The sequence below is a fragment of the Natrinema marinum genome (assembly GCF_024296685.1).
In the GTDB taxonomy this organism is placed as follows: Archaea; Halobacteriota; Halobacteria; order Halobacteriales; family Natrialbaceae; genus Natrinema; species Natrinema marinum.
In genome coordinates this window covers 1,154,223-1,169,450 of sequence record NZ_CP100763.1, presented here as the reverse complement: position 1 = coordinate 1,169,450, position 15,228 = coordinate 1,154,223, and the positions used below count along the sequence as shown (strand labels likewise).

The window sequence follows — 15,228 nt, the reverse complement described above, 5'->3', positions numbered from 1 at the left end:
GCCTTGCGGGGATTACGAGAAGAACTGCCGGTAGTGTGCAGCCATCGCCGCTCGAGCCGTCCCCGAGAACTGCGGAACGTACGCCATGTTGAAGTACGACCACGATTCGTCGACCGGCTCTGCGGTCGCTCCGGGTTTCCCTCGCACCGTCGCGAATCGGTGCTCTCGGGGCGTGTTTCGACTCTCCCGGGCAGAGTATCCCGTCGCCATCGGCGTGATCCCGTGGCGGACGAACAGCCCGCTCGCCGCGGGGTGGTCCTGTGCGCCACAGCTATGGGCGCGCAGTCCGGGCGACGGGTCGTTGTGCGTCTCGTCGGCCGGATAGTGCGGAAAGTCCGCCCAGCCGAGCACCGCGTGGGCGCACTCGTGGGCGGCGAAGTTTCGTGTCAGACTGGGCGGCATCCCGACGCGCAGTCCGAGCAGGCCGCCGAGCCCGGTGTTGACGTAGCCGTACGCGCCCGATTTCCCCGCTCCGATCCCGTCGTCGCCGGCGTACGACCGCATCGCGCCCGCAGTCGTCGGACCGTCGACGATACACAGCGTCACGGTCTCGGGCGTCCGCTCGGCTCCGAGGGCGTCGTCGGCCTCGAGCGCGTCGAGGGTGTCCCGGTAGGACGGAACGATATCGAAGTCGGCGATCCTCGTCGGCTCGGGTCTCACCTCGGCCGAACCGGGGGTCGCGTCCGTCCACGTCTGGGCGAACAGTCGCGCGCCCTCCAGGACGGGCCCGATCGCGCCGTCAGTCGGCCCGACGGACGCGTGAGGGAGGACTTCGATCGTGAGGGTACCCCCACCGTCGCCGGCAGCGACGGAGCCGACCGTCGCGACGGCCCCGGCTGTAGCGGCGCAGGTCCCTGCGAGAAAGGCCCGCCGTTGCATGGGCAACGTGATTCGACGGGAGAGTGATAACGGTTGCGTACATACCGGATTCGGTATGTCTGTCGCCGGCCAAAGCGCGACCTCGAGAGGAGAGCCGGTTAGCGCTCCGAACCGTGCACTCGCCCGCCGTCGGCCGTCTCGGGGAAGATCTTCCCCGGGTTGAGAGTATCGGTCGGGTCAAGCGCCCGCTTGATCGTCCGCATCGCCTCGACCGCGCCGGCCCCGTGCTCGGGCTCGAGGTACTTCTGTTTCCCCTCGCCGATGCCGTGCTCGCCGGTGGCGGTGCCGCCCCGGTCGATCGCCAGTTCGACGATCTCCCGATAGAGGCGCTCGCCGCGCTCGAGTTGGTCGGGATCGCTCGGATCGACCATGACGCTGTAATGGAGGTTGCCGTCGCCGGCGTGGCCGAAACAAGGGACGAGGAGGTCGTGTTCGTCGGCCAGTCGCTTCGCCTCGCGGACGACTTCGGGGTAGGAACTGATCGGCACCGTCACGTCGCCGGGGTGGAGCGGCTGGAGGTCGGGGTCGTACGTCGAGACGGCGTAGGCCAGTTCCCGTCGAGCCTTCCAGAGCGCGTCCATCTCGGCGTCGTCGTCGCTCATCTCGAAGCGGACGACGCCGTGGTCCTCGAAGATCGCCCGACAGAGGTCTATCTCCTCCTCGACGCCGTGGTTCGCGTGGAACTCGAGGAAGACCATCGGTGCGTCCGGCAGGTCGCTGCCTAGATAGTCGTTTGCCATCGTCGCGCTCAGGCCGTCGACGAGTTCGATTCGTGCCACGGCGACGTCCGTCCGGACTGCGTCGAAGACGGCTTCGGCCGCGTCGTCTAACGTCTCGAAGATCGCCCGGCCGCCGCGGATCTGTTCAGGGCGGCCCGCGAGTTCCAGCGTGGCCTCGGTGACGACGGCCAGCGTCCCCTCGCTGCCTACGATGAGGTCGGTCAGGTTGTAGCCGCTCGAGGTCTTGATCGCCCGCGAGCCCGTCTCGATGACGGTGCCGTCGGCGAGCACCGCCTCGAGGCCGAGCACCCAGTCGGCGATTTCGCCGTAGCGGACCGTCTGCATCCCGCTCGCGTCGGTCGCGATCATCCCGCCGATCGTCGAGATGTCGCCCGACGACGGCAGCGGCGGGAAGAAGAGGCCGTCCGGCGCGACGTGCTCGTCGACGGCCGAGCCGATGATCCCCGGCCCCACGTCGATCTGGAAGTCGTCGGGTCGGTAGTCGACCACGTCGTCCATGCGCGTGAGGTCGAGACTGATTCCGCCGTGGGCCGGGACGGCGTTGCCCTCGAGGCCCGTCCCCGCGGCATACGGCGTCACGGGGACGCCGCGGTCGGTCGCCGCGGAAAGCACCGCCGAGACGTCGTCGGTGGTCTCGGGCCAGACGACCGCATCGGGCAGCACGCCGTCCTCGTCGTTCCGTTCCGAGCCGTAGTCGGTCGCGTGCGATTCTCGGCGGCCGTCCGCGAAGGAGAGCTGGTCGTCCGCGAGGTCGAGTTCCTCGAGGAACGAGCAGTCGTGTGTCATACGACCACGTTAGTCACAACCGGTATCAACGTTTCCCACCGGCTCGAGCGACGGAACCGGAGACCGCTGGCCGCCCCGATTCGAGGGCGAACAGTCAGGGCGTCTGCGGCCGTCCGTTCGACCGTGACGGATCCGTACGGGGACGACGAACCGGATTCGCTCGAGGCCCTGTCCCGCGCGCTCTACCGCCGGCTGGCGGCGACCGCCGAGCGCCCGATCGACCGGCGGACGAACCGCTGGCTGGGCGAGGCCGAAGCGGTAGCCGAAGACGTCGCGAGAAGCGACCTCGAGCCAGCGGTCGTCCGCGAGCGCGTCGAGACGGTCCGCTCGCTCCTCTCGGAAGCCGACACACCGGCCGACGACGACGCGCGCGAGCACCTCGAGGCCGCACGACGGCTCTGTGACGAGATTCTCTCGGACTGAACCGTCTCGATTTCGGTCTCAGCCGGCGCTCGAACGGTCATTGTCCGCGTCGTGACCGAACGGAAACGCTACAGTTTTATGTGATTGCGTACCGCGATGCATGGTGATGACACTGCGACGCGCGACTCGAGCGATGACGCGGAGGGACGAGCGATGAACGCCGAACTGGACCTGCTGCTTCGTCTTGGCGACTACGATCGGCCACAGGATGTCGGCGATCGGGCTGCGCAGGCGGAGGACCTGGGCTTCGACCGGATCACGGTCGGCGAGACGACCGGCTGGAACATCGTGCCGGCGCTGACGCTGGCCGCCGACCGCACCGAGGAACTCGGCATTTCGACCGACGTGATCTCGCCGTACGGACGGACGCCGGCGATGCTCGCTCAGACGGCGCTGTCGCTGCAGGCGGCCGCCGACGGCCGGTACCGATTCGGAATCGGGCCCAGTTCGCCCGCGATCACCGAGCGGTGGCACGGCATGGAGTTCGACCGCCCGCTGCGCCGGACCCGCGAAGTGATCGAGATCATGCGCGCGGTCTTCGAGGAAGGCAACCCCGCCTACGAGGGCGAGATCTTCGATATCCCTGGGCTGGGCTACGAGCGCGGCCCGACCGAGAATCCGCCGCCGATCGACCTCGGAACCCTCGGCCCCAAAGCCACCGAGATGGCCGGTCGCTTCGGCGACGGCTGGGCCCCGCAGATGTTCACCGCCGACGGCCTGCGCGACCGACTCGAGGACCTCGAGCGCGGTGCCAAACTGGCCGACAAGGAGCTCTCGGATCTGCGGGTGGCCCCGATCGTCCGCTGTATCGCGTCCGAGGACCGCGAGGCGGCCCGCGCGCGAGCACGAGGTTCGATCGCGTTCATGCTCGGCGCTTACGGCCCCTACTACGGGAACTCGGTCGCCGAACAGGGCTATCCCGACATCGTCGAGGAGATCCGGGCGGCCTGGGACGACCGCGACACCGACGCGATGGCCGCGGCCCTGCCCGACGAACTGCTCGACGAACTGGCACCCGCGGGCACCCCCGAGGAGGTCCGCGAGTGGCTCGAAGAGTACAGCGAAATCGACGGTGTCGACGCCGTTCGGATCGGCTTCGTCGACGGAATGAGCGAGGAAGACAAGCTGACGACGATGGAAGCGGTCGCCGACCTCGCGTAACGCGAGTCGCGAGATCGGCGGGCCGCGAAACGCGCGGAGGACCGCTTACGGCGGCGAATTTTCGGTGAACCGGGGTAGTGTTTCGATCGGACTCACACGCCGCATATATACCGTTCGGGCGCTATCGGTGGCATGATCCCGCTACTCGGGTCGCCCGACAGCTACACCGCGTTCGACGATTCGGACTCGGCAATAGACCTGTTAGCAGACCGTAGACGCCGCGAGCTGCTGCAGTACCTCGAGAGCGTCGGCGGCTCGGCCCTGCTCGCGGAGGCGGCCGTCGAAATCGCGACACGGGAGACGACCTCGGTGCCGAACGCGATCTCGGACCACGGAGACGTGTCGTCGCGGGACCGCCGCGCCGCACGGATCTCGCTGCATCACGCCCACGTGCCGAAACTGGCCGCAGCGGGCGCAGTCGAGTTCGAGTCCGAGACGGAGACGGTCCGGCTCACCGATCGGGGTCGAACACTACTCTCGCGCGCAAAGGCCGTCTGCGACGCGCCCCGGTAGCCCCGATTTGCCGGATTGCTCTCCCGCTGGAAGTCGGGTTTCCGCTGTTACGGTTCGACCACCAGTTTCCCGAGGAAGCTGTCTTCCATGACGGCGCGCTGGGCGGCGGCGGCTTCCTCGAGGTCGTACGTCCGCGCCACGTCGATGGAGAGCCCGCCGGCGTTCATGAGGTGGCCGACGCCGCGCAGCGGCACGCGCAGATCGGGCGTGTTGAACATGCTCATGAACTGGTAGGCGACATCCTTCGATCGAGCCGCGCCGTCGTTCGTAAAGCCCGGATCGGGGCTGTTCTCGCCGATGCCGACGACGCGTGCGCCCGTCGCCGCGACCTCGGCGTCGAACTGCAAGTAGTCGTCCAGCCGGTGGTCCAACACGGCGTCGACGCCGCCGTTCGAGGCCTCGAGCACGGCGTCGGCGAGATCGTCGCGATCGTAATCGAGGACCGTTTCGGCCCCGAAGTCGGACAGCGCGTCGTGGTACTCCTCGGACGCGGTGGTGATCACCCGCGCGCTGACGGCGGCCGCGATCTGGACGGCCGCGTGGCCGACGCCGCCGGAACCGCCGTGGATCAGGCAGTACTCTGCGGGCTCGAGGTCGGCGTGATCGATCAGCGCGCGCCAGGCCGTGACGGCCGCGACGCCCGCGGCACCCGCTTCGGTGATGTCGGCATCGCCAGGGAGGTGGACGACGCGGTCCGTGGGGACCGTCGCGTACTCGGCGTACGACCCCTGGAAGCCACCGTTGCCGATCCCGGTCCCGAAGACGCGGTCGCCCTCGTCGAACCCCTCGACGGCGTCGCCCGCTTCGGCGACGACGCCCGCGAAGTCGACGCCGGGGGAGAAGGGGACGTCGACCGGGGTATACGAGCCGTCCCGAAAGTAGGTGTCGACGGGGTTGACGCCCGCGGCGGCGATCTCGACCAGTAGCTCGTCCGCGTCGGGTTCGGGTCGGTCGATCTCGTCGACCTGCAGTACGTCCGCGTCACCGTGTTCGTGAAGGCGTACAGCGCGCATGACGGTCGAACGAACGTTCCGCCCCGGTATAACAGTGGTCGTCGCTCGAGTCCGTTCGACGGGACGGTGTGCAGAAACTCGGATCCCGGTTCGGTGGGGAAGCCACAGCCGACCGGGTCGGTGGGGAAAACTGCTACCACGGCGCCGAAGGTGTGACCGCACGAGTCGTCGGCCACGAGACTTAAACCAACGCGTTCGATTTGGTAGAACGAGACCAGAATGTGACCGACAGTAATTTCCCCGATGAACCCGGTCTGATACTGGATCGATTGTTCGAGAACCTTCCCGGCCTGGCCTACTGGTGTGAGCCCGAACCGCCATGGGAGAGGATGGTTCTGAAGGGACAGGTCGAAGTCCTCACCGGCTATTCAGCGGCCGCATTCACGCAGGGCGACGTGACGTATGGCAGCCTCGTCATCGACGGCGATCGGGACTCCCTCGAACGGAAAATCCGAGCGAGTGTCGATGCTCGCCGCCGATTTACCGAAACCTATCGCATCCGAACGCGTTCCGGCGATATCAAGCACGTCATGGAGCGCGGGACGCCGATCGTTACCGACGGAACCGTGCAGGCTCTCGAGGGAATCGCTGTCGACATCACGGAACGGAAGGCGTACGAACGGCGTCTGGAACGACAAAACGATCTCTTCGCGTACACCCAACAGATGGCCGCGGTCGGCGGCTGGGAGCTCGACCCCGATACGGGCGACCTACGATGGACCGATCAGGTCAATCGAATCCACGGTCTTCCCCTCGATGCCTCCCCGTCCATCGAAGCGGCGATCGACTTCTACCATCCCGAGGACCGACTCGTGATACGACGGGCAATTGACGCTGCGATTCGTGAGGGAACGTCTTTCGATCACGAACTCCGAATCGTCACCCAGCACGGCGAGCAGCGATGGGTTCGTGCAAAAGGCGTCCCGCAGCTAATGGACGGAGAGGTCGTCCGACTCCGAGGCGCCGTGCAGGACATCACTGACCGCCGAGAGCGAGAACAGTCGATTCGGGACGAGCAGGCGTTCACGAAGAGCGTCTTCGAAGCCCTGCCGGATTTGCTCTACGCCTTCGACACCGACGGGACGTTCACGCGGTGGAACGACCACTTCCGGCGCGCCACCGGCTACACCGACGAGGAGATCGCCGCGATGGAACCGCTCGAGTTCATCGCCGAACAGGACCGCGGCCGCGTTCGAGCGGACATCGAGAGAGTCTTCGATACGGGAGAGACGACCACGGTCGACGCCCACCTCAAAACGAAGGCCGGTGAGCTCGTTCCGTACGAGTTTACCGGTGCACCGATGGTGAACAAACGCGGGACACCGGCGGAGCTGATCGGTATCGGACGTGACGTGTCGCGCCGCATGGAACGACAGCGTCGGTTCGAGGCGGTGTTCAACAACACCTACCAGTTTACGGGGTTACTGGACACGGACGGGACCGTCATTGAAGCAAACGGCGCGGGGTTTTCGTTCGCTGATTCGGACTGGCAATCGATTATCGGGGCCAGACTCTGGGAGACGATCGAGTTCTCCGATGCTGCGGACCGAGAGGCGGTCCGAAGGGGGTTCGAACGGGCGAAATCGGGGAATTCGTACCGGGACGAACTCAGGGTTCAGGGTGCCGACGGAGAAGCCGTCATTGATTTCTCGATCCGGCCGATAACCGACGACGACGGAACGGTCGTCCTCCTAGTCTCCGAGGGGCGCGACATCACGGCGTTCAAAGACCGAGAGCGTCTCCTGCAGGTGCTCCACCGGCTGCTTCGTCACAATATCCGGAACGACCTCGCCGTAATACGAGGGTACGTCGACACGCTCAAAGAGACGGTCCCGAACGGGGAGCAGGCGGCGTATGCGGACCACATCGACGCCGCCGCCAGGAACCTGCTCACGACCAGCGAGAAGGCAAAGGAGATGGTGAACTTGATTCTCCACAGCCCCGGAGAGACGAACCGACTCGACGTGGGTGACCTCGTCGAAACTGTATCCGAACGGATTCGTGCGCGCTATCCGGAGGCATCGATCGACGTGTCGGTCGAAGCGCCAGCGGCCGCCGCGTGCACCGAGCGGATCGGGGTCGCCATCGAACAGCTGATCGAGAACGGTATCGAACACAATTCCGCGTCCGCTCCACACGTGGCGGTTCGTGTGGTCGAACGGGCCGAAGAGGTACGTATCGAAATCGCTGACAACGGACCGGGGATATCCGCCGACGAGTGGTCGATGGTGGACGAAGAGGTGCGAGACGAGCCGTCTCAGTTGCGCCACGGGAACGGAATCGGATTGTTGCTCGCGCGATGGACCGTCGACGAACTCGGTGGAACGCTCCAGTGTTCGACCGAAGACGGTATGGGGAGTGTCGTTACCATTCGCCTTCCGACCGCATAGTACACCCGAGGCAGACCGACGAGCGCATTCTTCGACGGGACGCTGGAAGAGGCTTCGACGCCCGGCACTGTTGCACGAGCAAGTCGAATCCTTGTCCGCACGCCGCCCGTCCCTCGTAGCGTGAACGAATCCAACAGCCAGCCGCTCGAGGGCGCGACGGTCGGCGTCTTCCTCGCACCCGAAGGGACCGAAGAGATCGAGTTCACCGAATCGAGAGACGCCGTCGCCGACGCCGGCGCGACGGTCGACGTGCTCGGTAGCGAGCCGGGCGAGGGCCGGACGGTCAACGACGACCTCGAGGAGAGCGAGTCCTACGCGGTGGACGAAACGTTCGACGAGGTCGCCGCGGACGACTACGACGCGCTGATCGTCCCGGGCGGCACCGTCGGCGCGGACACACTCCGGACCGACGAGGACGGCGTCGAACTGCTCGAAGCGCACCTCGCGGACGGCAAGCCGGCGGGCGTAATCTGTCACGGCCCGTGGACGCTGCTCGAAGCCGACGCCGTCGAGGGACGGACCCTGACCTCGTATCACAGCCTCGAGTCGGACCTCCGAAACGCGGGCGGCGAGTGGGTCGACGAGGAAGTCGTCACCGACGACGGACTGGTGACGAGCCGAAACCCGGACGATCTCGAGGCCTTTTGCGAGACGATCGTCGAGGAGTTCGCGGCACGGAGTGACTGATTCCGCCCAAAACGAGACCCGCTATCGAACGGCTCGAGTCGCGTCGTCGATGATCTCGAGCGCTTCTTTTAGCTCCTCGGTGCCGGTTGCGTACGAGAGTCGCGCGTAGCCCTCGCCGTTCGAGCCGAACGCGTCGCCGGGGACGACGACGACGCCGCGGTCGATCACTTCGTCGCACCAGCCCTCGGGGACCTTCGGCATCGCGTAGAAGGCTCCCTGGGGGGTGGGCACCTCGAGGCCGGCGTCCGTGAGCCCGTCGAGTACGAGATCCCGCCGTTCCTCGAAGGTCTCGACCATCTCCTGGACCGGCTCCTGCGGACCGGTCAGGGCGGCCTCGGCGGCGAACTGCGCGGGCGCGGAGGCACAAGCCTGCCCGTACTGGTGGACCCGGAGCATGCGCTCGATCCGGCGATTCGAGGCGACGACCCAGCCGAGCCGCCAGCCGGTCATCGAATAAGTCTTCGAGCAGGCGCTTATGACGACCACGTTGTCCGTCTCGGCGAACTCGAGCGGCGAGTGGTGTTCGCCCTCGAAGACGATGTGCTCGTACACCTCGTCGGAGAGACAGAGCACGTCGTGTTCGTCCGCGATGCGGGCGAACTCGCGCATATCGTCCTCGCTTTGAACCGCGCCCGTCGGGTTGGCGGGGCTGTTGACGACGAACGCCGCCGTCTCCTCCGTGATGGCGTCCTCGACCGTCGCGGGGTCGAGGGTGAGGTCCTCGCGCAGCGGAACGGGTTTGGGCCTCCCGTCGGCGATCCGGGTCAACGCGTCGTAGGAGACGAAGCCGGGATCCGGGAAGATCACTTCCTCGCCGGGGTCGACGTGGGCCTCGAGCGCGATGTGTAAGGCCTCGCTGCCGCCCGAGGTGGCGATCACGTCGGCGGGGTCGACCTCGAGGCCGTAGTCGCGGTCGTACTTCGCCGAGATCGCCTCCCGAAGCTGCGGCGTTCCCTTGTTGGAAGTGTAGGCGTCGACCTGGCCGGACTCGATGGCCTCGATCGCCCCGCGGCGGGCGTGGGCCGGCGTCGGGAAGTCGGGCTGGCCGAGCCCGAGGTTGATCGCGTCGTCGCCGGCGGCCTCGAACACCTTGCGGATGCCGCTGATCGACACCTGCTCGACTCGGTCTGCGAACTCGGTCATGGCTATACGGGTGGCGTCGACCCCGATAACTCTTGATGGTCCGGCGAGTCGCGCCGCGGTCGACGGCGGGGCCGCTCGAGCGTGGTCAGTCTTCGGAGGTCTTGATATCCGCCGAGAGGCCCTGTGCCATCTCGATCTCGTCGGCGTTGTTCATCGTCCAGGCGGTGCGCTCGGTGACGGCCTCGATGGCCTCGCGGGCGCTTGGATAGCCGTTGCCGGACTTTTTGACGCCGCCGAAGGGGAGCTGGACCTCCGCGCCGATACACGGGAGGTTCGCGTACGCGAGCCCTACCTCGGCGTGATCCCGGAAGTAGTTGAGCTGACGGTAGTCTTCCGAGATGATCGCCCCCGCCAGCCCGTAGGGGGTATCGTTGTGGATTTCGACCGCGTCCTCGACGTCGCCGGCGTACTCGAGCAACGCGACGTGCGGGCCGAAACACTCCTCGTTCAGACAGCGCAGGTCGGGCTCGTAGTCGATCTCGTAGACGAACGGGCCGACCCAGTGGCCGTTCGCGTAGCTGCCGCTACGCTCACCATCGGCGGCAGTAGCCGCCCCGTCCTCGTGCCCCTCGGGGATCTCCTGGTCCTCGAGTTCGAACCGGTCGACGAGCACGGTCGCACCCTCCTCGCGTGCGAGGTCGTTGTGCCGGCGGATCTTCTCGACGTGGTCGGCCTCGATCGCCGGGCCCATGAAGGTGTCTTCCTCGAGCGGATCGCCGACCGAAATATCCTCGGCGACGTCGACGAACCGGTCTTTGAACTCGTCGTAGACGTCTTCGTGGACGATCAGGCGCTCGCTCGAGACGCAGCGCTGGCCAGTCGTCTTGAAGCTCGACATGATCGCCGCGTGGACCGCGGTGTCCATGTCCGCTTTCTCGGTGACGACGATCCCGTTCTTGCCGCCCATCTCACAGGCCGCCAGCTTGCCGGGCTCGCCGCCGACCTTCCCCGCGATCTCGTGGCCGACCGCCGCGGAGCCGGTAAAGAGTACGGTGTCGACGCGTTCGTCGTCCGTGATCGCCTCGCCGGCGTCGCCGAAGCCCTGGATCATGTTGAAGACGCCCTCGGGAACGCCGGCGTCGTCCATCATCTCGGCGATGACGTGGCCACACCACGGCGTCTGCTCGGCGGGTTTCCAGACGACGGTGTTGCCCTCGACCAGTGCGATGGCCATGTGCCAGAACGGGATCGCGACCGGGAAGTTCCACGGCGTGATACAGCCGACCACGCCCCGCGGCTTGCGCCGCATATAGGAGTCCTTGCCCGCGACTTCGGAGGGGACCACGTCGCCGTGAGGATGGCGCGCGTTGCCCGCCGCCCACTCGACCATGTGCCAGGCCTCGGTCACGTCCGCCTTTCCTTCGGAGATCTCCTTCCCGCACTCCTTCGAGACGATCTCGCCGAGTTCCTCGTGGCGGTCCCGTAGCTCGTGGTAGATGTCCCAGAGGTACTCCGCGCGGTCGATGTACGACAGGTCGCGCCACTCCTCGAAGGCCTCCTCGGCGGCCTCGAGCGCCGCGTCCACGTCCGCCTCCGTCCCGCGTTCGAACGTCGCCAGCGTCTCTCCGGTCGCGGGGTTCTCGCTCTCGAACGTCTCGCCGCCCCCGTCCGTCCACTCGCCGCCGATGTAGTGACCGCGTACCTGTTCGGTGACTTGCTGGCTCATACTCGGAGGGAGGACGGGCGCGGTGAAAATCCTGCTGGTAGTTCACATGTGACGAATGAGTCGCGGGAACGGCGTCCGGAAACGGTCTCGATCGGCCCCTTTCGGACCGATCGGCCGAGACGCGATACTGACGGTCGGCCGCCGAGACTCGAGACCGTCGGTTATCCGCCGCGGCCCCCGGCACGTCCGTCGTGATCTCCGATTCGAGCCGAGGCCGGAGTCGGACTCGAGGATCGCCTGAATCGCACTCTCCGTCCTCGTTGGCGTCGACGTAGGTGGTCTCCGCTTCGGGCATCGTAACGGAGCCGATCGGCTCGCCGTTCGCGGTTTCGACCCGCTTGCCGACGTCGTCGGTGAGACGGCGACGGGCCGCCGATGCTCACCGCTCGTTCAGGTCGGCCGCTTTCTCGAGTTCGCTGCGCAGTGTCGTCGAGTCGAACTCGTGATCGGGCCGAAGCCGGACGAAATCGAGGAACCCCCGCGCCGAGAGCAGCGTGTCGCCGTCGTAGGCAGTCGCGGCCGCGTCGACGGCCTCGCGCGGGCCGATCCGTGGCTCGAGGAGCGCCAGCGCGCAGGCCAGGTCGTAGGCGGTCGTCTCGTCGACCCGGTCGTCGTGGACGCTGGTTGCGTCGATGAAGTAGAACTCGTCGTCACAGAGCAGGATGTTTTCGGCCCGCAGGTCGCCGTGAGCGAGGCCGTGGTCGTGCAGCGTCGCGAGCATCTCGAACAGCTCCGGGGCACGTTCCGCGACCACGTCGTCGGAGACGTCGTCGAGCGATTCGAAATCGGGGAGATACTCGAGGACGAGGACGCCGAGCCCGTTCACCTCGAAGGCATCGATGGGCCGGGGCGCGTTGACGCCGATCTCGCGCATCCGCTCGGTCGCCTCGTACTCGTGTTCGACCATCTCGCGGGGCGTGTCGAACCGGTCGAAAAAGCCCTCCGTGCCCGAGGAGAACGCGCCGACGTTCCGGCCGGTCGTCAGGACGGCGTGGACCAGCGCGTTCTGCCGGGAGACGACCTTGACGAACCACTGATCGTCGATAACGCAGGGCGTCGAGAGCCAGTTGTCTGCCTCGAGGAACTCCACGCGGACCGTCTCGCGGTCGTACCGTTCCGCCAGCGTGCGAGCGACGCGCTCGAGGCGGCTCCACTCGACGGTCCCGCGTGCGAGCCGGCGGATGTCCATATCTCGGTGTCACGGCCGGCCGCGTTAAATGCGTCTCGAAGTGACACCGGCAGAACGTGAGTGATCGGCGATGTATTTCTCCGAGTGATACACCGCGATCCGGGTATTTCAGAGGAAAATGCAGAACTACTATCACTGTCAACATGGTATCAGAGAGATATGTTCGCTATAGATGATCTCAGTGACGCGATCGACGTCACTCGGGAGTTTTTCACGCCAATCGATCGGGGACAGTGGCTTCGGCTCGCAGTCGTCGTGCTGTTCGTGAGCTCGTTCGGAGCCGGCGGACCGGCGTTCGGCGGCGGGGGCGGAAACGCCGGCGTGGTGACCGACGATCCGGTTCAAGACGATGCCCCGACGGGGATCGAGAGCGACGTGCCGACCTCGCAACTCCTGTTGTGGGGACTCATCGCACTCGGGATCTTCCTCGTGCTCTGGCTCGGCTACGAATTCCTCTCGGCCGTCATGACGTTCGTCTTCCTCGAGTCGCTTCGGTCGGGCGAGGTCCACATTAGACGCTACTTCGGGGCCAACACCGGCCGCGGCCTGTGGCTGTTTCTGTTCCGAATCGGACTCGGGCTGCTGGTGCTACTCCTCCTCGGCGTACCGATTCTGCTCATCGTCCTCCTGGCGACGGGCGGGCAGGGCGCGCTCACGGTCGGCTCCGTGCTGGCGTTCATCCCGTACGCGATCGTCGTCGGATTGCTCTACGGGATCTCGATGCAGTTCACCGCGGCGTTCGTCGCACCGATCATGCTGCTCGAGGACCGAGGCGTTCTCGACGCCTGGGGTCGGTTCTGGGCGACGTTCCGGTCGAACTGGACCGAGTACGTCGTCTATCTCCTGTTGGTCTGGATCCTGCAACTCGTGATCGCCTCCGCCGTCTGGATCGTCGCCGGAATTGCGGCGATCGTCCTCGCGATCCCGTTCGTCCTCGTCATCGCACTCCTCGTCATCGCGCTGGGCCCGCTCGGCGTCCTCCTCTCGATTCCTGTCGGGCTGCTCGGCGCAGTGTTCGGCCTGCTCTTGCTGGGCGCGGTCTGGGCCCCGATCGCGTCGTACTTCCAGTACTACGCGCTGTTGGTGCTCGGCGACACCGACGACGAACTGGACCTGATCCCCGACCAGCGTGTGGCGGCCCGCGAGGGCACGGCGGAGTGGCGCGACCGACCGGACGAAGACGACCCGACGACCCGGCCCGACGAGTTCGACGACGAGACCGGCTGGGACGAGGACCGCAGTCAGGACGATCCGGACGACGAACGCGACTGGGGTAGCTCGAGCGGCTGGGACGACGAAACCGACAACGGCGACGAAACCGACAACGGCGACGAAGACGGCAGCTGGCGGTAGTCCCGCGTTCGGAGACCGAGTTTCGGCAGTGGGCTTATCCCGAGTGCCACCGAGTATCACGTATGGCCGTCGATCTGCCCGACGAGTATCGGATGGTCCGGGAGACCGTCAGGGACTTCTGCGAGACGGAGATCGAGCCGATCGCCCAGGAGATCGAAGACGAGCACCGGTTCCCCGCGGAGATCTTCGATCAACTGGCCGAACTGGATATGATGGGCGTCCCGATCGCCGAGGAGTACGGCGGCCTCGGCGGCGATACGCTGATGTACGCGCTGGTCGCCGAGGAACTCGGGCGCGTTTCGGGCGCGATCGGGCTCTCCTACGTCGCACACACCTCGCTGGCGTCGAAACCGATCGAACTGTTCGGCACCGACGCCCAGAAGGAACGCTGGCTGCGCCCGCTCGCCGAGGGCGAGTACGTCGGCGGCTGGGCGCTGACCGAACCCGACAGCGGCTCCGACGCCTCCGACATGGACACTCGAGCCGAACGAGCGGGCGACGAGTGGGTCCTCAACGGGACCAAACAGTTCATCACGAACGCCTCCGAGGCGGGCTCGATCCTCGTCAAAGCGGTGACCGACCCCGATGCGGGCTATGACGGCATCTCGACGTTCATCGTCGACCCCCGCGAAGACGACGGTTTCGAGGTGACGACGGTCTGGGAGAAGATGGGGCTCAACGCCTCGCCGACCTGTGAGATCACGCTCGAGGACGTGCGCCTGCCGGAAGAGCGCCTGCTCGGCGACGAGGGCGACGGCTGGGAGCAGACGAAAAAGACCTTGGACGGCGGTCGGATCTCGATCGCCGCGCTCTCGACGGGGCTCGCACAGGGGGCCTACGAACACGCGAAAACCTACAGTAAGGAACGGGAACAGTTCGGCCAGCCGATCAGCGAGTTCGACGCGATCCGGGATACGGTCGTCGACATGTACCGCAAGACGGAGCGTGCACGATTGCTCACCCGGCAGGCCGCCCGGAAATACGATCGAGGCGAGCCCGTGACCAAGGAATCGGCGCTCGCGAAACTCGACGCGAGCGAAGCAGCCCGCGAGGTCGCCGAAGACGCCGTTCAGGTGCTCGGCGGCTACGGCTACACTACCGATTTCGCCCCGCAACGCTTCTATCGCGACGCGAAACTCATGGAGATCGGCGAAGGGACGAGCGAGATCCAACACCTCGTCATCGGTCGCGAACTCGGCCTCTGATCGGCTCTCGGTCGCACGCGGATCGGCTGCGAACCCGGCGTAGACCTGACACGGATCGGCCGCCGGCTCGAGTCGGAGAT

The 15,228-nt window shown here is 66.4% G+C and carries 13 protein-coding genes; 7 read left to right on the top strand and 6 right to left on the bottom strand.

The features are described from left to right. Positions 1 to 12 precede the first annotated feature (12 nt). Together NKH51_RS05735 and NKH51_RS05730 are read right to left on the bottom strand one after the other, a co-directional pair. A complete protein-coding gene (locus NKH51_RS05735) occupies positions 13 to 879 on the bottom strand; it encodes a hypothetical protein (RefSeq protein WP_254764288.1) in 867 nt (288 codons plus the stop codon). A 98-nt stretch (positions 880 to 977) separates the two neighbouring features. Beyond that, on the bottom strand, positions 978 to 2,405 hold the full coding sequence (locus NKH51_RS05730; protein WP_254764287.1) for an FAD-binding oxidoreductase: 1,428 nt from the start codon (positions 2,403 to 2,405) through the stop codon (positions 978 to 980). 123 nt (positions 2,406 to 2,528) lie between these two features. Between NKH51_RS05730 and NKH51_RS05725 the strand changes: the two genes are divergently transcribed. The 3 genes from NKH51_RS05725 (at position 2,529) to NKH51_RS05715 (ending at position 4,502) form a co-directional block, all read left to right on the top strand. Continuing rightward, positions 2,529 to 2,828 carry a DUF8152 family protein gene (locus NKH51_RS05725; RefSeq protein ID WP_254764286.1) on the top strand — a complete coding sequence of 100 codons (300 nt, stop codon included), beginning with the start codon at positions 2,529 to 2,531 and terminating at the stop codon, positions 2,826 to 2,828. 153 nt (positions 2,829 to 2,981) lie between these two features. Then, complete coding sequence (locus NKH51_RS05720; RefSeq protein WP_254765122.1) at positions 2,982 to 3,989, top strand: TIGR04024 family LLM class F420-dependent oxidoreductase; 1,008 nt, start codon at positions 2,982 to 2,984, stop codon at positions 3,987 to 3,989. A 132-nt stretch (positions 3,990 to 4,121) separates the two neighbouring features. After that, entirely contained in the window at positions 4,122 to 4,502 is a 381-nt protein-coding gene (locus NKH51_RS05715) for a DUF7344 domain-containing protein (RefSeq protein ID WP_254764285.1), read from the top strand. Between the two features lie 47 nt (positions 4,503 to 4,549). On the opposite strand, the gene NKH51_RS05710 is transcribed toward NKH51_RS05715, so the two are convergent. Next, complete coding sequence (locus NKH51_RS05710) at positions 4,550 to 5,515, bottom strand: NADPH:quinone reductase (protein ID WP_254764284.1); 966 nt, start codon at positions 5,513 to 5,515, stop codon at positions 4,550 to 4,552. A gap of 221 nt (positions 5,516 to 5,736) precedes the next feature. On the opposite strand from NKH51_RS05710, the gene NKH51_RS05705 reads away from it, so the two are divergent. Continuing rightward, positions 5,737 to 7,905 carry a PAS domain-containing protein gene (locus NKH51_RS05705; protein ID WP_254764283.1) on the top strand — a complete coding sequence of 723 codons (2,169 nt, stop codon included), beginning with the start codon at positions 5,737 to 5,739 and terminating at the stop codon, positions 7,903 to 7,905. Between the two features lie 120 nt (positions 7,906 to 8,025). Further along, positions 8,026 to 8,592 (top strand): type 1 glutamine amidotransferase domain-containing protein, encoded by a 567-nt coding sequence (locus NKH51_RS05700; protein ID WP_254764282.1) that lies wholly within the window; start codon positions 8,026 to 8,028, stop codon positions 8,590 to 8,592. Positions 8,593 to 8,613: 21 nt separating this feature from the next. Here the strand turns inward: NKH51_RS05700 and NKH51_RS05695 are convergent, their stop codons facing one another. From NKH51_RS05695 to NKH51_RS05685, 3 genes are all read right to left on the bottom strand, one after another. After that, complete coding sequence (locus NKH51_RS05695; RefSeq protein WP_254764281.1) at positions 8,614 to 9,735, bottom strand: pyridoxal phosphate-dependent aminotransferase; 1,122 nt, start codon at positions 9,733 to 9,735, stop codon at positions 8,614 to 8,616. Positions 9,736 to 9,820: 85 nt separating this feature from the next. After that, positions 9,821 to 11,401, bottom strand: a complete 1,581-nt coding sequence (locus tag NKH51_RS05690; RefSeq protein WP_254764280.1) for an aldehyde dehydrogenase family protein — start codon at positions 11,399 to 11,401, stop codon at positions 9,821 to 9,823. A gap of 379 nt (positions 11,402 to 11,780) precedes the next feature. Continuing rightward, entirely contained in the window at positions 11,781 to 12,590 is an 810-nt protein-coding gene (locus NKH51_RS05685; RefSeq protein WP_254764279.1) for an RIO1 family regulatory kinase/ATPase domain-containing protein, read from the bottom strand. Positions 12,591 to 12,749: 159 nt separating this feature from the next. Here NKH51_RS05685 and NKH51_RS05680 point away from each other — a divergent pair, with 159 nt between their 5' ends. Both NKH51_RS05680 and NKH51_RS05675 read left to right on the top strand, forming a co-directional pair. Next, positions 12,750 to 13,943, top strand: coding sequence for a DUF7544 domain-containing protein (locus tag NKH51_RS05680; protein ID WP_254764278.1), 1,194 nt, complete (start codon positions 12,750 to 12,752; stop codon positions 13,941 to 13,943). Between the two features lie 62 nt (positions 13,944 to 14,005). Further along, positions 14,006 to 15,148, top strand: a complete 1,143-nt coding sequence (locus NKH51_RS05675) for an acyl-CoA dehydrogenase family protein (protein ID WP_254764277.1) — start codon at positions 14,006 to 14,008, stop codon at positions 15,146 to 15,148. The last annotated feature ends 80 nt before the right edge of the window (positions 15,149 to 15,228 follow it).

Coding starts and splice junctions, on each gene's coding strand:
- NKH51_RS05730 (WP_254764287.1), bottom strand. CDS start 2,405: ATGACACACGACTGCTCGTTCCTCGAGGAACTCGACCTCGCGGACGAC.
- NKH51_RS05690 (WP_254764280.1), bottom strand. CDS start 11,401: ATGAGCCAGCAAGTCACCGAACAGGTACGCGGTCACTACATCGGCGGC.
- NKH51_RS05735 (WP_254764288.1), bottom strand. CDS start 879: ATGCAACGGCGGGCCTTTCTCGCAGGGACCTGCGCCGCTACAGCCGGG.
- NKH51_RS05695 (WP_254764281.1), bottom strand. CDS start 9,735: ATGACCGAGTTCGCAGACCGAGTCGAGCAGGTGTCGATCAGCGGCATC.
- NKH51_RS05685 (WP_254764279.1), bottom strand. CDS start 12,590: ATGGACATCCGCCGGCTCGCACGCGGGACCGTCGAGTGGAGCCGCCTC.
- NKH51_RS05675 (WP_254764277.1), top strand. CDS start 14,006: ATGGCCGTCGATCTGCCCGACGAGTATCGGATGGTCCGGGAGACCGTC.
- NKH51_RS05720 (WP_254765122.1), top strand. CDS start 2,982: ATGAACGCCGAACTGGACCTGCTGCTTCGTCTTGGCGACTACGATCGG.
- NKH51_RS05715 (WP_254764285.1), top strand. CDS start 4,122: ATGATCCCGCTACTCGGGTCGCCCGACAGCTACACCGCGTTCGACGAT.
- NKH51_RS05680 (WP_254764278.1), top strand. CDS start 12,750: ATGTTCGCTATAGATGATCTCAGTGACGCGATCGACGTCACTCGGGAG.
- NKH51_RS05710 (WP_254764284.1), bottom strand. CDS start 5,515: ATGCGCGCTGTACGCCTTCACGAACACGGTGACGCGGACGTACTGCAG.